This is a genomic window from Cupriavidus pauculus, from assembly GCF_008693385.1.
Classification (GTDB): domain Bacteria; phylum Pseudomonadota; class Gammaproteobacteria; order Burkholderiales; family Burkholderiaceae; genus Cupriavidus; species Cupriavidus pauculus_D.
This window is the reverse complement of sequence record NZ_CP044065.1, coordinates 2,815,642-2,838,618: the sequence shown is the minus strand read 5'-3', so window position 1 is coordinate 2,838,618 and position 22,977 is coordinate 2,815,642. Positions and strand designations below refer to the sequence as shown.

The following is a 22,977-nucleotide window of genomic DNA, read 5'->3' as shown; positions in this document are numbered from 1 at the left end:
TACCGGTCACTACCGGTCGCCAACTCCGGGCGGCGAACGCCAGTCTCCTTTGTACATGTATGGCGCAGCATACACCGACGCCGCACGGTTGCAACTCCCCGTGGCTGGCGGACCACGCGCCGCGAGTATCGGGCGCCCATCAAAAAAGCCGCGCTGATTGCGCGGCTTTGCTCTCTTCGTATCACTCCTTGGCGACGTTGGCGTCGCGCGTCGGTGTTTATTGCTGCTGCATTTGCGCGGCAGCCATCTGGTACTTCAGGGCTTCGCGGTCGTGGCCCTGCACGCGATCCTTGTAGCGGATGACCTGACGGTCGAGCTTGTCGACCAGACAGTCGATCGCCGCATACAGGTCTTCATGATGCGCTTCGACGAAGATGTCCTTGCCCTTCAGATGCAGATTGATTTCCGCATACTGCCGCCGTTCCTTTTCCTTGTGGTTGTCGACCGATAGCAGCACGCTCACACCGATGACTTGATCGAAATGCCTGACGATACGCTCCAGTTTCGTTTCCACGTACTCACGCAGAGGGGGCGTGATGTCCAGGTGGTGTCCACTGATCTTGAAGTTCATAGCGTTTCTCCTTCTGAAAGAGTCACACCAGGCAGACGGTGCAACTCGGCTACAAAGTCTTGCGGAGATTCACTGCCGGGATCTTGAGCGCTTCGCGGTATTTGGCGACGGTGCGCCGCGCGACCACAAAGCCCTGCTCGCCCAACAGTTCGGCGATGCGGCTGTCGGAAAGGGGATTCTTGGGGTCTTCGGCTCCTATGAGTTGCTTGATCAGCGCGCGGATTGCCGTGGATGAAGCTGCGCCACCCGTTTCGGTGGACACGTGGCTCCCGAAGAAGTACTTCAACTCGAAAGTCCCCATCGGCGTGGCCATGTACTTGTTCGTGGTCACGCGCGAAATCGTGGACTCATGTAAACCGAGTGTATCGGCTATCTCCCTCAAAACCAAGGGGCGCATCGCGATTTCCCCATGGGTGAAAAAGTTCTTCTGCCGTTCGACGATAGCCTGCGCCACACGCAGGATCGTATCGAAGCGCTGCTGTATGTTCTTGATGAGCCACCGCGCCTCCTGAAGCTTCTGCTGCAGCCCCGCAGTGCCCGATTCGCCCTTCGCGCCGCGCAGGATCTGCGCGTACATGTCGTTGATGCGTAATCGCGGCATCACATCGGGATTCAGCTGGGCAATCCAGCCACCTCCGCTCTTGCGCACGAACACGTCGGGCACCACGAAATCGGCCTCGGGCCTGCTATAGGCGTGCCCGGGATACGGTGCTAGCGAGCGGATCAGATCGTGCGCGGCCTTCAATGCTATTTCGTCCACCTGGAGCGCTTTCTTGAGGCGCGTGTAATCACGCACCGCCAGTAACTCCAGATGGTGGTTGACGATCGACGATGCAAGATCGCGTTGCGGATGCGAGATGCGGCGCAGCTGCAGCGTGAGACATTCCGCCGCATTGCGCGCGCCCACGCCGGGCGGATCGAAGCTCTGCAGCAGCGTGAGCATCGACTGCACTTCCTCTATTTCGAACTCGAGTTCCTCGGGCAGTTCCGAGAAAATTTCTTCGAGGGTGGCGCCGAGATAGCCATCGTCGTCGAGCGACTCGATCAGGAACACCGCCAGGCCCTTGTCGCGCAGGGAAATCTTCAGCGGCGCGACCTGTTCCATCAGATGCTCGCGCAGCGTGGGTTCCGCGTCGCGCAACTGCATCGGCGTCTTCTCGTCCTCGTCGCCCTGCGGACGGCGCGCGAAATCGTCGAGGCTCCAGTCGTTGCCGTAGTCCTCGCTGGTGTTATCGCCGCCGAAGCCTTCCTCGTCGCTGCCGCCCGCGCCTTCCGCGCGCTCCTCGCCGTTGCCCTGCGGCTCGGCCGGGGCGGGCGCGGGGGCGCTCTGCACGTTGACGGAGCCATCGGCGGCCACGCGCAGCGGGCTCTCGATCCAGTCGTTTTCGCGCTCGAGCAGGGGATTCTCCGTCAGAGCCTGCTCCACTTCCTGCTGGAGCTCCAACGTCGAGAGCTGCAGCAGCCGGATCGACTGCTGCAGTTGGGGGGTAAGGGCAAGGTGCTGGGAGAGGCGAAGCTGAAGCGACGGTTTCATGCGACCTATTCTATGCGCATCTTCTCGTCGATGGAACGGAAATTGCTATCGCCTATCGCTTTGGCTCGGTGATCGTGTCTGACCGAGCGCGAATGTGAGCGGCCGCACTCGCGGCCGGGGCATCACATCCGGAAGTTTTCGCCCAGGTAGACGCGCCGCACGGATTCGTTGGCGATGATGTCCTCGGGCTGGCCCTCGGCGAGCACCGTGCCTTCGCTGATGATGTACGCGTGGTCGCAGATGCCGAGCGTTTCGCGCACGTTGTGGTCGGTGATCAGCACGCCGATGTTGCGTGCCTTGAGGAAGCTGACGATACGCTGGATTTCGCCGACGGCGATCGGATCCACGCCCGCGAACGGCTCGTCGAGCAGGATGAAGCGGGGCGAGGAGGCCAGCGCGCGCGCGATTTCCACGCGGCGGCGCTCGCCGCCGGACAGGGACAGCGCGGGGTTGTTGCGCAGGTGCGCGATCTGGAGATCGTCGAGCAGCGTGTCCAGCCGCTTGTTCATCTCGTCCTTCTTGAGCGGCTTGCCGTTCTCCTGCTGCAGCTCGAGCACCGCGCGAATGTTCTCTTCCACGTTGAGCTTGCGGAAGACCGACGCTTCCTGCGGCAGGTACGACAGGCCCATGCGCGCGCGCTCGTGGATCGGCAGGCCGCTGATGTGGTCGCCATCGAGCACGATGTCGCCTTCGTCGAGCGCGACGAGGCCCACGATCATGTAGAACGAGGTCGTCTTGCCCGCGCCGTTCGGGCCCAGCAGCCCGACCACCTCGCCGCTCTTGACGTCGAGCGACACGTCCTTGACGACGGTACGCGAGCCGTAGCGCTTCTTCAGGTGGCGCACGACGAGCGTGCTGCCATTGGAGACAGTGGCGGTGGAGATCGGCTTGGCGAGCGTGGCGGTATCGTTCATGACTGCTGCGTTGGGGTGCTTCGGGCCCGGAGCGCGGGGCTCAGGGCTTGGCCGGCGACGGGTTCTGCGACGAGTTGGGCGACGGGACTGGCGAGGGCTTCAGGTCCAGCGGCGCGGCGGGCGCGCTCGCGTCCGCGCGCGGCGACAGCACCGCGCGCACGCGGCCCGAGGACGGCGCGCCGGCGGCGGTCGTGTCTCCGCCGCCCGCGGCGGTGTAGAACTCGTTGCGGCTGTCGTACGTGATCAGCGCGCCGCGGATCTCGTCGATGACCTTCGTGCCGGCGACGCGCGCCGCGCGGGCATGGCCGATCAGCCGCGACAGTTCCTGCTTGCCGTCGTATTCGATGCGGTCGCCCCAGCCGTCGATGTACTCGTCCACGCCGTCGCGCTTCTGGCGGATATAGGCCTGGCGTCCCGGCTTGGCGGTCGCGATTGCGTACTGATAACCCTCGGGATCGGTACGCAGTTCGGCCGCATCGGACTTCAGCACCATCGTACCCTTGGTCAGCACGACGTTGCCGGTCAGCGTGTAGATCTGCTTGACGTCGTCGTAGCTGGCGTTGTCCGCTTCCAGCACGAGCGGCTTGTCGCGATCCGCGCGTTCGGCCTGCGCGGGGCCCGCGAGCGATAGCCCGAGGGCGGCGACCATGGCGAGCAGCGCGACAGCGGCGGGGCGGCGACGGGACGGCGTCGTCTGGGATGAAGTCATAGCGGACTAGAAAATGGACTGGATGACGGCCTGGCAAGGCTGCGCGCGGGGCGACGGTCTTGCATGGGCGCGCTTCTTATGGTTTCGGAGCCTGGCCCGAAGGCGGCCCCGTGATGATGGTGCCGCGAACGTTACCCAGCAATTGTACTTCGCGGGTGACGTTGTTGAAGATCAGCCCGTTTGCGTTCATCACGGAAGGGCCGCGCACCAGTTGCACGGGCTGGTTGGTTTTCACGATGTCGTCGTTCACCAGCAGTTGGAAATACTGCGAGGCCGCGGTCATGCGCGGGTCCTTGCTGAGGTCCGTGCCAGCCTGCCGCACGATGAACGCATTGCCGTAGAGATCGATGATCGAGCCCTCGCTGTTCATCACGCCGCGGTCGGCGTTGGCGGTCACGGGCGGGCGGTCCGGTTCGTACGCGCGCATGGCGGGGCGCGTCACCTCGTAGGTCTGGTCGTCCTCGAAGTGGATCATCTTGATGCCGGTGAACCGCAGCTTGGTGCTGCCGTCCTGCGCGAGCTCGGTGGCCGAGAAATTGTCGATGTAATAGTCGGGCTCGTGGCGCTTGCCCGTGACCGCGGCCTTGTCCTCGCGCGGCGAGTTGATCTCGACGAGCCAGAACGTGCTGCCGGCAACGATCGCCATCAGCAGCAGCGGCAGCAGCCGCATGACGAGCCCGGTCAGTTTGGCGAGGAGTGCCTGCATGGTGGCCGGCGCCTGGTCAGATGACCTTGGCGCGCGTCAGGTCATGGATATGGAGCGCCCCGGTCAGGCGTCCGTCGCCATCCACCACCAGCAGCTGGTTGATGCGGTTGGCTTCCATGATCTGTACGGCCTCGACGGCCAGCGCGTCCTGCAGCACCGTGCGCGGATTCGCGTGCATGACCTCGCCGATGGGCACGACGCGCCAGTCGCGCGGGGTTTCCAGCAGCCGGCGCAGGTCGCCGTCCGTGAACACGCCGATGGCGTGGCCCGCGTCGTCGACCACGGCCGTCATGGCCATGCCCTTGCGCGTGATTTCCATCAGCGCCTGCGCGAGCGGGGTGTTCTCGCGCACCTCGGGCACCGCGTTGCCGGTACGCATGACGTCGCACACGTGGGTCAGCAGCTTGCGGCCGAGCGCGCCGCCCGGGTGGGAGCGCGCGAAGTCTTCCTCGCCGAACCCGCGTGCGTCCAGCACCGCCACGGCCAGCGCGTCGCCGAGCGCGAGCGCGGCGGTGGTGCTGGCGGTCGGGGCCAGGTTCAGCGGACAGGCCTCGGTTTCCACCGCGCCATTGAGGTGCACGTCGGACAGCCGGGCCAGATTCGAGGCCGGGTTGCCGGTAATCGAGATCAGCCGCGCGCCCATGCGCTTGACGATGGGCACGATCGACAGCAGCTCGCCCGTTTCGCCCGAGTTCGAGAACGCGATGAGCACGTCGTCGCGCGTGATCATGCCGAGGTCGCCATGGCTGGCCTCGGCCGGATGCACGAAGAACGACGGCGTTCCGGTGGAGGCGAGGGTCGCGGCGACCTTGCGGCCGATGTGGCCCGACTTGCCGATGCCGGACACGACCACGCGGCCGGTGCAGGCCAGTAACAGGCGCACGGCGTCCGCGAAATCGGGGGTCAGTCGGTCGATCAGCCCGCGAACCGCGTCGGCTTCGATCTGGAGGGTGTCGCGGCCGAGACGAAGTGCTCGATCCGCATCGAAATTGGCTATCATGGCGACGGAGTATACCAACGAATGCGATGGCGTCTGGCGTGCCGTCCGGCGCGCGTGCGTGGCCGTTCGATCCGCGCGCATCCCGGTTGTTCCTGCTCGTTTCCGCTTGTTTCGTTTCCGCCTGTTTAAGACGTCCGAACCGCTGCCGCATGCATTCTCCGCTGGAACTGACCCTGGTACTGCTGGCCGCCGCCGTGTTCGGCGTGGTGGCCTTCCGCATGCTGCAATTGCCCCCGATGCTCGGTTATCTGGCGGTGGGCATCCTGATCGGTCCTCACGCGCTCGGCCTGGCCAGCGATTCGGCCCAGACCAAATACCTGGCCGAATTCGGCGTGGTCTTCCTGATGTTCTCGATCGGGCTCGAGTTCAGCCTCGGCAAGCTGCGTGCGATGAAGCGGCTCGTATTCGGGCTGGGCGGGTCGCAGGTGGTGCTGTCGATGCTCGTGGTGCTGCCGGCGAGCTGGCTGTTCAGCTGGCTGTTCCCCTTGTCATGGCAGGCGTCGATCGCGCTGGGCGGCGCGCTGGCCATGTCGTCCACGGCCATCGTCTCCAAGATGCTGTCCGAGCGCATGGAGCTCGAAAGCGAGCACGGGCGCAACATCATCAGCGTGCTGCTGTTCCAGGATCTGGCCGTGGTGCCGCTGCTGATCATCATCCCGGCGCTGTCGCGGGACCCGGGCGACCTCGTGGCCGCGCTCGGCCTGGCCACCGTCAAGATCGTGGTCGCGCTGAGCCTGATCTTCTTCGTGGGCCAGCGGCTCATGAGCCGCTGGTTCCATATCGTGGCGGCACGCCGGTCGCAGGAGCTGTTCATGCTGAACCTGCTGCTGGTGACGCTCGGCATGGCCGCGCTGACCGAGCGGCTGGGCCTTTCCATGGCGCTGGGTGCCTTCCTCGCCGGCATGCTGATCTCCGAGACACCGTACCGGCATCAGGTGGAAGAGGACATCAAGCCGTTCCGCGACGTGCTGCTGGGGCTGTTCTTCGTGACCATCGGCATGCTGCTGAACGTGCAGGTGGTCTACGACCATGTCTGGCTCGTGCTCGGGCTGCTGGTGGTGCCCATCGTTTTCAAGCTCGTGCTGATCGCGCTGCTCGCGCGCGCGTTCGGGTCGCGGCAGGGCGTCGCCATCCGCACAGGCCTTGGCCTTGCGCAGGCCGGCGAGTTCGGGTTCGTGCTGCTGAACCAGATCGACGGCATGGGGCTCGTGGACCCGGTGCTCACGCAGGTGATTCTGGCCTCGATGCTGCTGTCGATGCTCGTGGCGCCGTTCCTGATCCAGTACAGCGATGCGATCGTTCTGCGCTTTGCGGCCAACGAATGGCTGATGCAGTCGCTGAACATGACGCGCATCGCGGTGCAGAGCCTGCAGACCGAGAAGCACGCGATCATCTGCGGCTTTGGCCGCAGCGGGCAGAACCTCGCGCACCTGCTGGAGCGCGAGGGCATTACCTATGTGGCGCTCGATCTGGATCCGGACCGTGTGCGGGAGGCCGCGGCGGCCGGGGATACCGTCGTCTATGGCGATGCCGCGCGGCGCGAGGCGCTGATCGCGGCCGGTATCCACCGGGCGGCGGCGCTGATCATCACCTATGCCAATACGCCGTCCGCGCTGCGGGTGCTCCACCACGTGCAGGAGCTGGCGCCGGCATTGCCGGTGATCGTGCGAACCGTCGATGACTCGGAACTGGACACGCTGCAGAAGGCCGGCGCGACCGAGGTGGTGCCCGAGATCATCGAGGGGAGCCTGATGCTGGCCTCCCACGCGCTGGTGCTGCTGGGCGTGCCCATGCGCCGCGTGGTGCGCGGCGTGCAGGAGGCCCGCGACGCGCGCTACAGCCTGCTGCGCGGTTACTTCCACGGGCGCGACGACGAAGAAGACATGGTCGAGCGCGATACGGTGCGGCTGCACGCGGTCTCGCTGGGCGGGGAGCATACGGCGGTCGGGCGCCGGCTCGGGCTGCTGGGGCTCGAGCGGATCGGCGTGGAGGTGACCGCCGTGCGGCGGCGCGGGATTCCGGCATTCGATCCCGAGCCCGACACCGTGCTGGAGCCGGGCGATATCGTGGTGCTTCGGGGGACGCCGGAAGCGCTGGAAGCCGCCGAGGAGCGGCTGATCCGGGACTGAGCTCCTAGTGTGAGATCGTCGTCCCGAGCACGGTCAGGAACTGGGCCAGCCATGCCGCGTGGGCAGGCCATGCCGGGGCGGTGACGAGGTTGCCGTCGGTGTGGGCCTGATCGACGGGGATATCCGCGTAGGTCCCGCCCGCCATCCGCACCTCGGGCGCGCAGGCGGGGTAGGCCGAGCAGGTGCGGCCTTCGAGCACGTCGGCGGCGGCCAGCAACTGGGCGCCATGGCAGACCGCGGCAATCGGCTTGCCGGCCGAGGCGAAATGCCGGACGATCTCGATCACGCGCGGGTTGAGCCGCAGATACTCGGGTGCGCGGCCGCCCGGAATTACGAGTGCGTCGTAGCTGGCCGGATCGACGTCCGCGAACGTCGCATTGAGCGTGAAATTGTGGCCGCGCTTCTCCGTATAGGTCTGGTCGCCTTCGAAATCGTGGATGGCGGTGGCGCAATGCTGGCCCGCCTTCTTGTCCGGGCAGACCGCGTGGACCGTATGGCCCACCATCTGGAGCGCCTGGAACGGCACCATCGTTTCGTAGTCCTCGGCAAAATCGCCGACGAGCATCAGAATCTTCTTCGCCATCGCACTCTCCTGTATGGTTACGGGGTTTGGGCCGGCCAGTCCCGTTATCAGCGGGCACCGGCCCATTGTGCGTCATTGTCTTTAGAAACTGAATTCCCACATGGCAGATTCCACCCTCCAGTCACCGAAGTTGGCCGATGAACTCGGCGACGTGAGCCGTTACCTGCGCGATCGCATCCGCACGGTGCCCGACTGGCCCCAGGCCGGCGTGATGTTCCGCGACATCACCCCGCTGCTGCAGAACCCCAAGACGCTGCGCGTGCTGATCGACGTATTCGTCCACCGCTACATGGACCAGCAACTGGACCTCGTGGCCGGCATCGACGCCCGTGGCTTTATCCTCGGCTCGATCATCGCGTACGAGCTGAACCTCGGTTTCGTGCCGATCCGCAAGAAGGGCAAGCTGCCGTTCCAGACGGTGGCCGAGGAATACGAGCTCGAATACGGCAGTGCGACCGTGGAAATCCACGCCGATGCGTGCAAGCCGGGCGACCGCGTGCTGCTGATCGACGACCTGATCGCCACGGGTGGGACCATGATGGCCGGCCGCAAGCTGCTCGAGCGCCTGGGCGCCACGGTGATCGAGGGCGCGGCCATCGTCGATCTGCCGGAACTGGGCGGATCGAAGGTGCTGGCGGCCAGCGGACTGCCTTTGTTCACCGTTTGCAACTTCGAAGGGCATTAAGAAGCGCATTAACCGCCCCTCGGTTTGCCCGTGACTGCCCCGCGGCGCATAATGTCCTATTGACAACGACATGATGACCGCGTGAACCGCCGCTTTGCGGTTCCTTAACGGTCACGAAAGGGCGGACGATGGGCGTTCTTCTTCATCTGCTTTCCGGCGTGGCGCTCCTGGTCTGGGGCACCAATATCGTCAAGGTTGGCATTCTGCGTGTGTATGGCGCAAATCTGCGCCATATTCTTTCGGTCAGCGTATCGAATCGCTTCAGCGCCTTTGCGGCGGGACTCGGTGTGACCGGGCTCGTCCAGAGCAGCAACGCGACGGCGGTGATCGTCAGTTCGTTCGTGGGCCAGGGCCTGATTGCCGTGGCCCCGGCGCTTGCGATCATGCTGGGCGCCAACGTCGGCACCGCGATGATGGTGCAGGTGTTCTCGCTCGATCTCTCCTGGCTCTCGCCGCTGCTGATCTTCGTGGGAGTGATTCTTCACCTCACGTGGAAGGGCCAGCGTGTGGGGCACGTCGGCCGCGTGCTGATCGGCCTTGGCCTGATCACGCTCGCGCTCGAACTGATCTCCATCGCGACGCGTCCCGTCGTGCAGGCCGCCGGCGTCAAGGTGCTGTTCAGCACGCTGACCGGCGACGCCACGCTCGACATGCTGATCGGCGCGTTCCTGACCATCCTCTGCTATTCGAGCCTCGCGGTCGTGTTGTTCTGCGGTGCGCTCGCGTCCGCGGGGGTCGTCTCCATCCACGTGGCCCTGGCACTGGTGCTCGGCGCAAACCTCGGCTCGGGCATTTCCGCGCTGCTGACCACCTCGGGCAACAACCAGCCCGGCAAGCGCGTGACGCTCGGCAACCTGCTGTCGCGGCTGCTCGGGTGCCTGATCGCCTTGCCGCTGCTCTCGCATGCGGAAGATCTGCTCAAGCTGCTCAGCACCGATCCGCAGCGGCTGATCGTGAACTTCCACCTGATGTTCAACGTGGTGCTGGCAATCTTGCTGATCGGCGCGACGGGGCCGCTGGCGCGGCTGTGCGAGACCATCCTGCCCGGGCGCAATACCGGCGACAGCCAGGTGACGCCGCGCCACCTCGACCCGGCCGCGCTGACCACGCCGACGCTCGCGCTGTCCAATGCGGCGCGCGAGGTGCTGCGGATTGGCGATCGCGTGGAGCAGATGCTCGACAACCTGCTGCGCGTGCTGCGCAACAACGATGCGCGGCTGGCCACGGCGACGTGCCGGATCGACAACGAAGTGGACGATCTGTACACCGCGATCAAGCTCTACCTCACGCGCATCAGCACCGAAGCGCTCGACGAGAACGACGGGCAGCGGTGGACCGAGATCATTTCGCTGACGATCAATCTCGAGCACGCGGGGGATCTGATCGAGCGCATGCTGCTCGATGCCAAGGACAAGAAGATTGCGCACAACCTCCAGTTCTCGGAAGCGGGGATGCAGGAGATTGCCGAGATGCACGGGCGCGTGGTGGCCAACCTGCGGCTGGCGATGTCGGTGTTCCTGACCGGCGATCTGCGCAGCGCGCAGCAGCTGGTGGAAGAGAAAGCCAAGTTCCGCGATCTCGAACGCAAGTATTCGCGGTCCCATCTGCAGCGCGTGGCGGTGCAGCATGTGGAGAGCATCGAGACGAGTTCGCTGCATCTGGACATGATCAGCGAACTGAAGCGGTTGAACTCGCTGTTCTGCGCGACCGCTTACCCGGTGCTGGAACAGGCCGGCCTGATGAATCGCAGCCGGCTCAAGGACGACGAACGCACGGATGTGGCGGGCGTCCCCGAGGTACAGGCCCGGTAATGCCAGGTCCTCTCCCCCAGGGGGAGAGGACGGCCCTGTCAGCGCTTGAGCAGCGGGGCCAGATACTTCCCGGTGAAGCTCGCCTTGCTCTTCGCCACCGTTTCCGGCGTGCCCTTGGCAATCACCTGCCCGCCGCCGGCGCCGCCCTCCGGTCCCATATCCAGCAGCCAGTCGGCGGTCTTGATCACGTCGAGGTTGTGCTCGATGATCACGACCGTATTGCCCTGGTCGCGCAGCTTGTGGATGACCTTCAGCAGCAGTTCGATATCGTGGAAGTGCAGACCCGTGGTCGGCTCGTCGAGGATATAGAGCGTGCGGCCCGTGTCGCGCTTCGATAGCTCCAGCGACAGCTTGACGCGCTGCGCCTCGCCGCCCGACAGCGTCGTTGCCGACTGGCCGAGGCGGATATAGCCGAGGCCCACGTCGAGCAGCGTCTGCAGCTTGCGCCGTACCACGGGCACCGCGCTGAAGAACTCGTGCGCCTGCTCGACCGTCAGGTCCAGCACTTCCGAAATGCTCTTGCCCTTGTAGAGGACTTCCAGCGTCTCGCGGTTATAGCGCTGCCCGTGGCATACATCGCATGGCACGTAGACGTCGGGCAGGAAGTGCATTTCCACCTTGATCACGCCGTCGCCCTGGCACGACTCGCAGCGGCCGCCCTTCACGTTGAACGAGAAGCGGCCCGGATCGTAGCCGCGTTCCTTGGCCGACGGCACGCCCGCGAACAGTTCCCGGATCGGCGTGAACAGGCCCGTGTACGTGGCCGGATTGGATCGCGGCGTGCGGCCGATCGGGCTCTGGTCGACGTTGATGACCTTGTCGAAATGCTCGAGCCCTTCGATGCGGTCGTGCGCGGCGGGCTCCGGCGTGGAGCCGTACAGATGGCGCGCCACCGCGTGATACAGCGTGTCGTTGATCAGCGTCGATTTGCCCGAGCCCGATACGCCCGTGATGCAGGTCAGCAGGCCGACCGGAATCTCGGCCGTCACGTTGCGCAGGTTGTTGCCGGTGGCATTGACGATGCGCAGCAGCCGCTCTTCGTCGGGCGCCGCGCGATGCGCGGGCACCTCGATGCGGCGCTGGCCCGACAGGTACTGGCCCGTCAGCGACGCGACGGCTTCCTCGATCTGGTCGGGCGTGCCTTCCGCGACGATCATGCCGCCGTGCACGCCGGCGCCCGGGCCGATATCGACCACGTAGTCGCTCGCGCGGATCATGTCCTCGTCATGCTCGACCACGAGTACCGAGTTACCGATATCGCGCAGATGCTTGAGCGTGCCGATAAGCCGGTCGTTGTCGCGCTGGTGCAGGCCGATCGACGGTTCGTCGAGCACGTACATCACGCCGGTCAGGCCCGAGCCGATTTGCGAGGCCAGGCGGATGCGCTGCGCCTCGCCGCCGGACAGCGTATCTGCGCTGCGTTCAAGCGACAGGTAGTCGAGGCCGACGTTGTTCAGGAAGTTCAGCCGCGCGGTGATCTCCTTGACGATCTTGTCGGCGATCTCGCGCTTGGCGCCATGCAGGTTCAGCGTCAGGAACCACGTGAGCGCGTCGCGCAGCGGCTGCGCGTTGATCTCGAAGATCGCGCGCGCCTGATCGTCCTCGCCCACCTTCACGTGCCGCGCTTCCGTGCGCAGGCGCGTGCCGTGGCAGGCGGGGCAGGGCTGGTTGTTCTGGTACTTGGCGAGTTCCTCGCGCACGGCGATGGAGTCCGTCTCGCGATAGCGGCGCTCGAGGTTCGGGATGATGCCCTCGAACACGTGCGCGCGCACCGTGGTGCGGCCCTTCTCGTTGATATACGTGAACGGGATTTCTTCCTCGCCCGAGCCGTGCAGCACGACCTCCTGCACTTTCGGCGGCAGTTCCTCGAACGCCGTCTCGGTATCGAAATCGTAGTAGGCGGCCAGGCTTTGCAGCATCTGGAAGTAGAACTGGTTGCGGCGGTCCCAGCCCTTGATCGCGCCCGAGGCGAGCGACAGGTTTGGGAAGGCCACCACGCGCTTCGGATCGAAGAACGTGATCTGGCCCAGGCCGTCGCAGGTCGTGCACGCGCCCATCGGGTTGTTGAACGAGAACAGGCGCGGTTCCAGCTCCTGCAGCGAGTACGAGCAGATGGGGCAGGCAAAGCGAGAGCTGAACACATGCTCGTGGCCGCTATCCATCTCCAGCGCGATGGCGCGGCCGTCGGCCAGGCGCAGCGCGGTCTCGAACGACTCGGCCAGTCGCTGCTTGATGTCGGCGCGCACCTTGACGCGATCGACGACCACGTCGATCGAATGCTTCTCGGTCTTCTTGAGCTTGGGCAGCTGATCGACCTCGTACACCTTCGCTTCCGCCTCGTGCGCGGTACCGCCGCCCGAGCGAATGCGGAAGCGGACGAAGCCCTGCGCCTGCATCGTGTCGAACAGGTCGGAGTGCTCGCCCTTGCGGTCGGCCACGACCGGCGCGAGGATCATGAGCTTGGTGTCCTCGGGCAGCGCGAGCGCGGCGTCCACCATCTGCGAGACGCTCTGCGCCTGGAGCGCGATGCCGTGGTCGGGGCAGTACGGCGTGCCCGCGCGCGCGAACAGCAGGCGCAGGTAGTCGTGGATTTCCGTGACGGTGCCGACGGTCGAGCGCGGGTTGTGGCTCGTGGCCTTCTGCTCGATGGAGATCGCCGGGGACAGGCCCTCGATGAGGTCCACGTCGGGCTTTTCCATCAGCTGCAGGAACTGGCGCGCGTAGGCGGACAACGATTCCACGTAGCGGCGCTGGCCTTCCGCGTAGAGCGTGTCGAACGCGAGCGACGACTTGCCCGAACCGGACAGACCCGTGATCACGATCAGCTTGTTGCGCGGCAGGTCGAGATTGATGTTCTTCAGGTTGTGGGTACGCGCCCCACGAATCTTGATTTCTTCCATCGAAACTTATAAGTGCCTAAAGCAACGCCTGTGATGCCCCAAACGAGGGCAAACGCCTGCCGAGTGTCACCGCTCCGGCACCTGCGGGGACGGCAGGTGACCGGGAAAGCGCGAGAAGCAAACCTGCTAATATACCGAACTTCGGTTTCGGGGGCTTCCCCGGCAAAAGGACGGGAAACACGACAGAATTGAAGCGAACCGCCTGGCGCAGCGCCGTCGGTTCAGCCCTGTGAATTCAGCCCCACCGTTCCGACCGAGTCAGATACTTCTCACGATCGCAATGCCGTCGATCCCTTCTTCCCCCCAATCCGCTGCGGCCAGTGCACCCGGTGAACCAGGCGTTGCCGATAGCGCGCCGCCCGTGCGCGACCGCATGACGCGAAGCGAGTTGCGTGCCAGTCTGTCGCTGGCCAGCATCTTTGCGCTGCGCATGCTTGGACTGTTCCTGATCCTGCCGGTCTTCGCCGAGTTCGCGCGCGGCTTGCCGGACGGGCACGACGCGCAGCGCGTGGGTCTGGCGATGGGGATCTACGGGCTGATGCAGGCGTTTCTCCATATTCCGCTTGGCTGGCTGTCCGATCGCGTCGGACGCAAGCCGGTGATGGTCGGTGGGCTGCTACTGTTTGTCGCAGGCGCGGTCATCGCGGCGTGTTCGGACACCCTCGTGGGCATCACGATCGGCCGCGCGTTGCAGGGGACCGGCGCGATCTCGGCCGCGATTACCGCGTGCATCGCCGATCTGACGCGCGAGCGGCATCGCACCAAGGCGATGGCGATGGTCGGGGGCAGCATCGGCCTGACCTTTGCGCTGTCGCTGGTCATTGCCTCGCCGCTGCTCGAGGCCATCGGCATGTCCGGCATCTTCTGGCTGATGGCGGTGCTGGGCGTGGTGGCCATCGGCGTGACGATCTTCGTCGTGCCTGTGCCGCCGGCTCCGCATCCGGTACAGCTGCCGTTCCGCAGCGTGCTGACGAATCCCGATCTCGCCCGGTTGAATGTGGGGGTACTTGCGCTACATGCAAGTCAGGTCGCGATGTTCATGGTCGTGCCGTCCATGCTGTCCGATGCGGGTATGCCGCTGGACCAGCACTGGAAGGTCTATCTGCCCGTGGTGCTGGTGTCGTTCGTCCTCATGCTCGGGCCGATGATGGCGGCCGAGCGGTATGGCCGCGTGCGCGTGGTGCTGCTGAGTTCGGTGGCGCTGATGACGGCGGTGCAGGTCCTGTTTGCCGCCGTGCATGGGCTGTGGCCGATCGTCGGGGTGCTGCTGCTGTTCTTCGTGGCGTTCAACGTGCTGGAGGCCATGCAGCCGTCGCTGGTGTCGCGGTATGCGGCGGCGAGCCGGGGCGCGGCGCTCGGCATCTACAACACGACGCAGGCGATGGGGCTGTTTCTGGGCGGTGTGATCGGCGGCTGGCTGCTCAAGCACGAGGGGCGGGCGGCGGTGTTCATCGGCTGTGCGGTCGTGTTGCTGGCCTGGCTTATAATCGCGTGGCGCATGAAACCGCCCCCTGCACGCGGGCAGGCGGAAGCGCCTGCGGCACCTACCGTGGTGTGATCGATACGGTGGTGAAAAACCGCAGAATCACGAGTACCTATTCCAGCAATTTGGGTTTAGCATGAGCGCGCGCCTGCCAACGCAACACTTGGCAACGGGGCGCGCTTTTTGTTTGCCGCGATGGCGTTTTTGCAGATTTGTTTTTACAGATTTACTTGCCACCTCGGATGAGGTGGTCCTTCGGAGAATATTCATATGGCATCGGTCAACAAAGTCATCCTCGTCGGCAACCTGGGCGCTGACCCGGAAACGCGCTACATGCCCAGCGGCGACGCCGTTACCAACATTCGGCTCGCAACGACCGATCGGTACAAGGACAAGCAGAGCAACGAGTTCAAGGAAGCGACCGAGTGGCACCGCATCGCGTTCTTCGGCAAGCTGGCGGAAATCGCCGGCCAGTACCTGAAGAAGGGCTCGTCGGTCTATATCGAAGGCCGCATCCGCACGCGCAAGTGGACCGATCAGTCGGGCCAGGACAAGTACAGCACCGAAATCGTCGCCGACCAGATGCAAATGCTGGGCGGCCGCGGTCAGGGCGGCGGTGGCGGCGGCGATGAAGGCGGCTACGGCGGTGGCGGCGGCGGCGGCGGTGGTTACAGCCGCGAAGCATCGGGCGGTGGCGGCGGTGGCTACGGCGGCGGCCGTGGTCAGGGCGGCGGCGCCGGTGGTGGCGCCGCGCAAGGCGGCCAGGGCGGTGGCCAACGCCGTCAGCAGCAATCGCCGTCGAATGGGTTTGAAGATATGGATGACGATATTCCGTTCTGACGTCGCGTCAGGGAATACGTCGGTAGGAAGCCCCGCCTTGTGCGGGGCTTTTGCTATTTGGGCCGGGGGATTTTAGGAGGATTGCGATGGTGCGCGCAGTGATTCTGCTGCTGGCCTTGTGCGCATCCTCTAGAAAGACCAACGCCACCCAGTGGGTGGCGTTGGCTTCAGGCTCGGATACGGGTGGGGCTTCACCAGTTTGGGCTCTGACGAGCTTAGCGGCACCTGACCGAAGTCAGGTTGGGAGCGGCTGGTCCAACCGTCTACGCGGCCGAGTATAGCAAGCGAAGGAGAGAGGGGTCAAATGCCATACCAAGCGTTCCTAGACACGCAATCCGGTCCAAGAAGTAGCGTCTATAAACGGGTGTTCCGGACGCAAAGCGCAGCAGAGACAGGGGGGCGCTGTGTTGTGGGGGCAAGCCATGAGTATGGCGCTCCAGTCGTTGATGTTGACATTCGAGGTGGCGCTCCGCAATCGAGTTCATGTGAGTCTGTCTCGTCAAGCAACGGAAAAGTCCGGATGTGCGTCGGATTCGTTTCCTTGGTACGACTATTGTCTCGGCCTTCGAAAGTTGCAGGGGGCAACTTTCGATAGGATCGAAGCGTTGCTTTGCGATGACAGAATGATCCGCCTCAAACTGCAACCGTCGCCAGATTCCGTTATAGCAAAGCTAACGTTTGGCGTATGGCCGAACATTCTGGAACAGCAGTTGCCAACGCCGGTGGTCCAAGCCCGAACCTTTCTTGATGTCTTCGCTAACTACCCAAAGAATCCTCGAAAGCATTGGAATCACCCGGACAATCGGAAAGCTGCCATTACTGTGCTGAAGGACGTAAATGCTTGGCGTAATCGGATCGCACATTGCGAGCCGGTTTGGACGCAGGGTTGGTATCGCAACAGCACCACGCAACATTGGACGGAAGTGCTGGACCGTGTAAGGCGGCGCAGAGCAGAGATGCTTACTGTGTTGGGATGGATGTGCCCCCAAACTCTGGAGGTGTACCAGCACAGCTACAACGGAAGATTGTTTGAGATGCTGCTAACCGAGCATGCCGTGCTAGCGCATATCGTGCAACCCTACGTGCCGGGCGCTGGGCCGGTGTATCCACAAATGGATGAGGCCGGAATGAGCGCGTACAAAGCGAGAAGGTAGTTCAGCAGCGCATTGACCTGCTCCCCGTGTTTAGTACCGTGACGATGTAGAGTCCGTTCCCAGGAGGAGCGGTCATGAAGAAGCGATTCACCGAAGAACAGATTATCGGCGTGCTGAAGGAAGCCGAAGCGGGCCTGAGGCCCGCGGAGCTTTGCCGCACGATGGACTTCGTCTCCGATGGACTGGCGCATGGTCGGCGATTCCGTTGCCTGAACGTGGTGGATGATTACACGCGCGAGTGCCTGGCGATCGAGGTGGACACTAGAAAGACTAACGCCACCCAGTGGGTGGCGTTAGTTTGAGGTTCTGTTACAGCTGGGGCATCACCAGTTTGGGCCCTGAAGGGCTTAGGCGGGATGTAAGCTGACGTACTGCCTTCGTCCGTCTCTCACGCTATGCACTCTGGATGACCACTCAAAAACTCTCCGCAGGACTTATCGTAGTGCGCCGGTTCGATGACCGTTGGCGTTGTCTTGTGCTGCGTGTCTATCGAAACTGGGATTTGCCCAAGGGCGCGCCGGAGGAAGGGGAGGCGCCGTTGGCGGCGGCGTTGCGGGAGGCTGCTGAGGAGACCGGGTTGCGCGCGCTCGAGTTGGCGTGGGGCGACGCGTATCGCGAGACGCCGGTTTATGCGCGGGGGAAGGTGGCGCGCGTTTTTCTCGCGTTGTCGCGTGAGGGCGACGTGGTGTTGCCGGTCAGTGCCGAGCTAGGCAGGCCCGAGCATCATGAGTGGCGGTGGGTGTCGTTTGCCGATGCGGAGGCGTTGTTGCCGCCGAGGTTTGGGGACATCGTGCGTTGGGCGCGGGATACCGTGGAGGGCGCGACGGGTTGAGTCGCGCGTCTGCGGGTCAGGCGGTTGCGAACTGGCGGTAAGTCGCAGATGCGGCTTATCGCAGATATGTCGTAGCGCAGATCGGTCGGGTCGGCTTATCCGATTGTTTCCTGATAGTACCGAAGGTCCGGACTCTCTCTCAGCAGTTGCCCGAGCAATCCCTGAAACGCCAGCCATGCCACGTAGTCCGAGCCGATCTGCTGGCGGATGGAGGTGGCTTCCTCGTCGGTCATGACGATGAACTCGCCTGCGGCTTCGGCCAGTAGCTGGATCTGGCAGCAGCGTTCCATCGCGAGGAAGCGGTAGGCGGTGGCGTCGACCGACGTGCCGACCGTCAGCAGGCCATGGTTGACGAGTACCGCGGTGCGGCGGTTGCCCATGGCGGCGGCGATGCGGCGGCCTTCGTTTCGGTCGAGGACCAGGACGTCGCCCTGGTATGCGGCCTGGTCGTCGAAGAACAGGCAGGCCTCCTGATTGATCGGCAGCAACGTGCGCTTGCGTGCCGAGAACGCGCGGCCGTAGATCGAGTGGGTGTGGGCCGCGGCGGTAACGTGCTGGTGGGTCGCGTGGATGCCGCAGTGGATTGCCACGGCCGCCGCGTTGACGGGGCCGCCGCTGCCGTCATGCACGTTGCCTTCCTCGTCGATGCAGATCAGGTCGTCGGGATGGATGCTCGAGAAGTGCTGTGCGTAGGCATTGACCCAGAAGCGGTCGTGATGCTCGGGGTCGCGGACCGTGATGTGTCCGGCGATCCCTTCCGCGAGGCCGAAGCGCGAGAAGATGCGGAACGCCGCCGCAAGACGGAGCTTTCGTTCGCGGCGTTCGGCGTCGTACGAGGTGTGGATCTTCGGCGTGGGCAGCGGGCCGCCGATCGGCGTGGGGATCTGGAGGTGGAGAGGCGCGATATCGTTCATGGGGCGTTGTTCCTGTCTGTCGGATCGATTCTCGGACAGACCTGCCCCTGACGATAGGGAAGAAATCTCACAGGATGGTGCTGTCGTGGAAGCGTTCCACCGATGACGCGACCGGCGATGCGATCGATGCCTGATAGCGCGCCGCGGTCTCCGACAGCCACGCTTCGAACTGCTTCAGCGGCTCCCAGTTCTGCCGCTGCTCGGGATACGCGAAGTACACCGTGCTGGGACTTCTGACCGTATGCGGATGCGCGACGACGAGTTGTCCGTTTGCAAGCTCCTGGTCGATCAGCGTGCGCGGCAGCAGGGCAAGCCCCTGACCGGCGACCGTCGCATTGATGGACATGACGAACATGTCGTAGCGTGGCGCGGCACCGCTGTGCTTGAGCGGATGGCCGACCAGCGATTCCGCCCAGTCGGTCCATGCCGTAGGCAGATCGCGCGTGTAGATCCATGGCGCGCCCGCGATCGCCTCGATCGTCAGCGGCCCCGCGGGACACCACTTGGGCGCGCAGACGAGCAGCAGCCGATCGTCGCCGATGAGGGCCGACCCCGCCATGCCTGCCCATGGATGCTGACCGAAATAGAGCGTCGCATCGAAGTTCGAGTCGTCGAAGAAGTTGGGCTGATCGCGGCCGATGATATGCACGCGGATATCGGGGTGCCGGTCGTAGAAGTCCTGCAGCCGCGGCACGAGCCACTGCGCCGCGAACGACACGCCGACGGCGATGTCGAGGCTCACGGCGCTTTCCGAGCGGACGAGCTCCAGCGTGTCGCGGCGGATCTGGTCGAGGTTCACGCGAATGCGGCGCGCATACTCGGCGCCGGCCGGCGTCAGCACGAGGCGCTGCCGCACGCGGTCGAACAGCGCGACGCCGAGGTCCTCTTCCAGTTCGTTGACCTTCTTGCAGATGGCGCCGTGGGTCTGCGACAACTCCTCCGCGGCCTTGGAGAAACTTTCATGCCTCGCCGAGGCTTCGAATGCCTGCAACAGGCCCAGACTGGGGACGCCACGACGCATGACAGTTTCTCCTTCGATACGTGCTTCGATACTAGGTTGCGGTGGTCAATCCGCTGGCCGCCTTGCGGCGCGACGCCTCGAGCGCGGTCACGATCAGCGCGGAGACGACCATCAGGATCGACACGCCGTAGAATGCCACGGCAAAGTGCCCCGTGACGTCCTTCGACCAGCCAATGAAGTAGGGCAGCACGAATCCCGCGCAGACCCCGAGGCTCGTGATCATCGCGATGACGGCGGCCGCGGCGCGCTCGGCGAGGAACTTCGTCGGGAGTTGCCAGAACGTCGTCATCGTGCAGAAGCAGCCGGCGGCGCCCACCGCGAAGGCCGCAATGGCCGCGTAGGGAGACGTCATCCACATGGCCACGGTCAGGGCAATCGCGCAGACCAGCAGCGGGCCCGCCACGTGCCGGCTCGACAGCTGGCGGCGCTGCATCATGCGGCCCCATACGAGCATGCTGACGGCGGCGAACGCGAACGGAATCGCGGTGATCATGCCGATCTGCGTGATCGTGTACTTGACGCCGAGCGTCTTCTCGAACGAAGCCACGACCTGCGGCAGGAAGAACAGCAGCGACACGATGCCGGCATTGATGCCGAAGTACACGGCGCCGAGCGCCCAGACGCGCGGGTTGGACAAGGTCGTCCACACGCTGTCATGGCGTTGCGATGCGCTCGCTTGGCTCTGCTTCTGCTCGAGCGCGAGCACCGACGCCACGGCGCTCTTCTCGGTGGGCGAGAGCCAGCGTGCCCTGGCCGGACTATCGGGCAGGTAGAAGAAGACGAAGATGCCCAGCGCGATGGAAGGGAGCCCCTCGAGAAAGATCATCGCGCGCCAGCCGCTGAGGCCGAACAGCGTGACGTGCGCCATCAGCCAGGTGGAAATGGGCGCGCCGAACACGCCCGTGAGCGGAATGGCCGTGACGAACAGCGACATCATCCACACGCGGTCCTTTGCGGGCAGCCAGAGCGTGAGATAGAAGACCATGCCCGGGAAGAGGCCGGCCTCGAATACGCCGAGCACGAAGCGCGCGACATAGAGCCATTGCGCATTGGGCACGAGGCACGTGAGCGAGGAGACGATGCCCCACGTGATCATGATGCGCGTCATCCAGAGCCGCGCGCCGAAGCGGTACATGCACAGGTTGCTCGGTACCTCGAACAGCACGTAACCGATAAAGAAGAGGCTCGCGGCGAGCCCATACTGGGCCGCGGTCATGCCGAGCTCCTGGTTCATCGTCAGGGCCGCGTAGCCGATGTTGGCGCGGTCCAGCTGGTTGGCCATGTACATCAGGATCATCAGGGGGCCCAGTCGCCAGCTGATCTTGCGGGCGATTTCCGGCGGCATCGTGGGGGACGCGGTCATGGTGAGTTCCTTCTCGGGGATTTTGCGTGGCACCGAGAATTTACGATTCCAGCCAGCGGCTCGATACTGTCAATTTCTCACCGGGTCATGACTGGATGTCACAGTGCCCAATTCCTGACCGCGTCCGTCGCGGAAATCGCGGGAATGGTGCGAAAAACGCTTGCCGGGAAGCGTGAAAGGACGGGTATTCCCCGGCGTGGGGCGTCGGGGCATGCGGGGCGCCAGGGGAAATTCCCGAGCTGTGCGCGCGTTCGGGAACGCGGTTCGGCGAGCGGGTCAGCGTGGGGGTCAGCGTGGAATACCGCGCAGCATCATCAGCATGACCACGGCCATCACGCCGAGCGCCGACGAGACCCACAGCGCGCCGATGCCGAATGCATCGAGGCAGAGGCCGAACAGCCACGGTGCCAGGGCCTGCGCGATGCGGGCGGGGACCATCAGTACGCCTTGACGGTGCCCATAGCCGCTGGGGCCGAAGATCACCAGCGGCAGCGTGCCCTTGGCGATGGTCAGGATGCCGTTGCCCGCGCCGTGCAGCACGCCGAACAGCGCGGCGGCCGGGGCGCCAGCGATCGCGAATGCGGCGGCGCCGATGGGGTGGAGGGCTGCGGCGAGGCGCGCCGACAGCAATGGGTGGATCTGGCGGAGGAAGCCGAACTCGAGCAGGCGCGCGCCGACCTGCGCGGGACCGATCAGCGCGCCGACCGTGACCGCGGTGGCCAGCGTGGCGCCGCCCGCCTGCAGCAGGCGCGGGAGGTGGGCGGCCATGGCGGTGCTGATGAACCACGTTGCCGCGAAGACGAAGGACAGGGCGATGGAGGCGAGTGCCTGGGCGGGCGCGGGCGAGGGCGACCGCGAGGGCGCGGACGCGGACGCGGACGCCGGCGAGGGCGACGGCGAGGGCGACGGCGACGGCGACGGCGACGGCGCGGGCGAGGGCGGGGGCGACGGCGCGGGCGACGGCGCGGGTGCGGGTGCGGACGAGGGCGCGGGTGCGGGGGCGGGTGCGGACGAGGACGAAGGCGCGGGCGCGGGCGAGGGTGCGGACGACGGCGACGGCGCGGGTGCGGGTGCGGACGAGGGCGAGGGTGCGGGTGCGGACGAGGACGAGGACGAGGACGAGGACGAGGACGAGGGTGCGGGTGCGGACGAGGGTGCGGGTGCGGACGAGGGCGAGGGCGAGGGCGAGGGCGAGGGCGAGGGCGAGGGCGAGGGCGAGGACGAGGGCGCGGACGCCTCTGCGGGGGGCGTGCCGTCCGATTCGCGGCGCGGCATGCTGCAGTTCAGCGCAAGTCCCAGCGTCACGTGCAGGACCGCCCACGCGAAACACGCGCCGCGCCAGCCGATATGGGCTTCCATATACGTGGAAAGCGGCCAGCCCACGGTGCTCGCGAAGCCCGCGATCAGCGTGATGCCGGTGATCGCGCCGCGCGAGCGATGACCATATAGCCCGACCAGCGTCGCGAACGCGGCCTCGTAGAGGCCCGCGCCCATCCCGATACCGAGCACGAGCCACGCCGCGAACAGGCCGATCACGCCCTGCGCGGCACCGAGACCCGCCAGACCCAGCGCGAAGACGACGCTCATTGCAACCAGCATCGGGCGGCCGCCATGACGGTCGATCATCCGCCCGGCCGATGGGCCGACCAGCGCGGAGACCACGAGCGCCGCGCTGAATGCCGCGAAGATCGTCGGCGGCGATACGCCGAGGTCGCGCGCCATGGGCGTCGCCAGCATCGCGGGCAGGTAGTAGGTGGACCCCCATGCCAGCGTCTGGGCAATACCGAGCCGCGCGATGACGGCCCGGCTCGGTGCCGTCTGCATGCCT

General features: G+C 65.2%; 19 protein-coding genes and 1 pseudogene. 8 read left to right on the top strand and 12 right to left on the bottom strand.

From position 1 onward, the window contains the following. Nucleotides 1–217 precede the first annotated feature (217 nt). The 6 genes from hpf to FOB72_RS12955 all read right to left on the bottom strand — a co-directional run bounded on the left by hpf (nt 218) and on the right by FOB72_RS12955 (nt 5,434). Nucleotides 218–571: a ribosome hibernation-promoting factor, HPF/YfiA family gene (gene hpf, locus FOB72_RS12980; RefSeq protein ID WP_109582176.1), complete on the bottom strand. Its 354-nt coding sequence runs from the start codon at nt 569–571 to the stop codon at nt 218–220. A gap of 49 nt (nt 572–620) precedes the next feature. After that, nucleotides 621–2,105, bottom strand: a complete 1,485-nt coding sequence (locus tag FOB72_RS12975; protein WP_150372891.1) for an RNA polymerase factor sigma-54 — start codon at nt 2,103–2,105, stop codon at nt 621–623. 122 nt (nt 2,106–2,227) lie between these two features. Beyond that, entirely contained in the window at nt 2,228–3,019 is a 792-nt protein-coding gene (lptB, locus tag FOB72_RS12970; protein WP_150372890.1) for an LPS export ABC transporter ATP-binding protein, read from the bottom strand. A gap of 40 nt (nt 3,020–3,059) precedes the next feature. Further along, nucleotides 3,060–3,728, bottom strand: coding sequence for a lipopolysaccharide transport periplasmic protein LptA (gene lptA / locus FOB72_RS12965; protein WP_150372889.1), 669 nt, complete (start codon nt 3,726–3,728; stop codon nt 3,060–3,062). A 76-nt stretch (nt 3,729–3,804) separates the two neighbouring features. Further along, complete coding sequence (gene lptC, locus FOB72_RS12960; protein WP_150372888.1) at nt 3,805–4,434, bottom strand: LPS export ABC transporter periplasmic protein LptC; 630 nt, start codon at nt 4,432–4,434, stop codon at nt 3,805–3,807. 16 nt (nt 4,435–4,450) lie between these two features. Next, complete coding sequence (locus tag FOB72_RS12955; RefSeq protein WP_150372887.1) at nt 4,451–5,434, bottom strand: SIS domain-containing protein; 984 nt, start codon at nt 5,432–5,434, stop codon at nt 4,451–4,453. 149 nt (nt 5,435–5,583) lie between these two features. On the opposite strand from FOB72_RS12955, the gene FOB72_RS12950 reads away from it, so the two are divergent. Beyond that, entirely contained in the window at nt 5,584–7,563 is a 1,980-nt protein-coding gene (locus FOB72_RS12950; protein WP_150372886.1) for a monovalent cation:proton antiporter family protein, read from the top strand. A gap of 4 nt (nt 7,564–7,567) precedes the next feature. Here FOB72_RS12950 and FOB72_RS12945 read toward each other — a convergent pair whose 3' ends face one another. Beyond that, nucleotides 7,568–8,146, bottom strand: a complete 579-nt coding sequence (locus tag FOB72_RS12945; protein ID WP_150372885.1) for a DJ-1/PfpI family protein — start codon at nt 8,144–8,146, stop codon at nt 7,568–7,570. Between the two features lie 100 nt (nt 8,147–8,246). On the opposite strand from FOB72_RS12945, the gene FOB72_RS12940 reads away from it, so the two are divergent. Together FOB72_RS12940 and FOB72_RS12935 are read left to right on the top strand one after the other, a co-directional pair. Then, nucleotides 8,247–8,831, top strand: coding sequence for an adenine phosphoribosyltransferase (locus FOB72_RS12940; protein ID WP_150372884.1), 585 nt, complete (start codon nt 8,247–8,249; stop codon nt 8,829–8,831). A 128-nt stretch (nt 8,832–8,959) separates the two neighbouring features. Further along, complete coding sequence (locus FOB72_RS12935) at nt 8,960–10,642, top strand: Na/Pi cotransporter family protein (protein ID WP_150372883.1); 1,683 nt, start codon at nt 8,960–8,962, stop codon at nt 10,640–10,642. Between the two features lie 38 nt (nt 10,643–10,680). Here the strand turns inward: FOB72_RS12935 and uvrA are convergent, their stop codons facing one another. Continuing rightward, nucleotides 10,681–13,542 (bottom strand): excinuclease ABC subunit UvrA, encoded by a 2,862-nt coding sequence (gene uvrA / locus FOB72_RS12930; RefSeq protein ID WP_150372882.1) that lies wholly within the window; start codon nt 13,540–13,542, stop codon nt 10,681–10,683. Between the two features lie 280 nt (nt 13,543–13,822). On the opposite strand from uvrA, the gene FOB72_RS12925 reads away from it, so the two are divergent. The 5 genes and pseudogenes from FOB72_RS12925 to FOB72_RS12905 all read left to right on the top strand — a co-directional run bounded on the left by FOB72_RS12925 (nt 13,823) and on the right by FOB72_RS12905 (nt 17,851). Next, the gene (locus tag FOB72_RS12925; protein ID WP_150372881.1) at nt 13,823–15,100 is read left to right on the top strand and encodes an MFS transporter; all 1,278 of its coding nucleotides are present in this window, start codon (nt 13,823–13,825) and stop codon (nt 15,098–15,100) included. 195 nt (nt 15,101–15,295) lie between these two features. Beyond that, entirely contained in the window at nt 15,296–15,865 is a 570-nt protein-coding gene (locus tag FOB72_RS12920) for a single-stranded DNA-binding protein (RefSeq protein ID WP_150372880.1), read from the top strand. Nucleotides 15,866–16,287: 422 nt separating this feature from the next. After that, complete coding sequence (locus FOB72_RS12915; protein ID WP_150372879.1) at nt 16,288–17,019, top strand: hypothetical protein; 732 nt, start codon at nt 16,288–16,290, stop codon at nt 17,017–17,019. A gap of 74 nt (nt 17,020–17,093) precedes the next feature. Continuing rightward, nucleotides 17,094–17,150: pseudogene (locus FOB72_RS32795) on the top strand (hypothetical protein); the annotation flags it as partial. A gap of 275 nt (nt 17,151–17,425) precedes the next feature. Further along, nucleotides 17,426–17,851: an NUDIX domain-containing protein gene (locus FOB72_RS12905; RefSeq protein ID WP_150372877.1), complete on the top strand. Its 426-nt coding sequence runs from the start codon at nt 17,426–17,428 to the stop codon at nt 17,849–17,851. 95 nt (nt 17,852–17,946) lie between these two features. On the opposite strand, the gene FOB72_RS12900 is transcribed toward FOB72_RS12905, so the two are convergent. The 4 genes from FOB72_RS12900 to FOB72_RS12885 all read right to left on the bottom strand — a co-directional run bounded on the left by FOB72_RS12900 (nt 17,947) and on the right by FOB72_RS12885 (nt 22,973). Next, nucleotides 17,947–18,765, bottom strand: a complete 819-nt coding sequence (locus FOB72_RS12900) for a class II aldolase/adducin family protein (protein WP_150372876.1) — start codon at nt 18,763–18,765, stop codon at nt 17,947–17,949. Nucleotides 18,766–18,832: 67 nt separating this feature from the next. Next, nucleotides 18,833–19,786, bottom strand: coding sequence for a LysR substrate-binding domain-containing protein (locus FOB72_RS12895; RefSeq protein ID WP_150372875.1), 954 nt, complete (start codon nt 19,784–19,786; stop codon nt 18,833–18,835). Nucleotides 19,787–19,817: 31 nt separating this feature from the next. Beyond that, nucleotides 19,818–21,149: an MFS transporter gene (locus FOB72_RS12890; protein ID WP_150372874.1), complete on the bottom strand. Its 1,332-nt coding sequence runs from the start codon at nt 21,147–21,149 to the stop codon at nt 19,818–19,820. A gap of 288 nt (nt 21,150–21,437) precedes the next feature. Further along, nucleotides 21,438–22,973, bottom strand: coding sequence for an MFS transporter (locus tag FOB72_RS12885; RefSeq protein ID WP_150372873.1), 1,536 nt, complete (start codon nt 22,971–22,973; stop codon nt 21,438–21,440). Between the last annotated feature and the right edge of the window lie 4 nt (nt 22,974–22,977).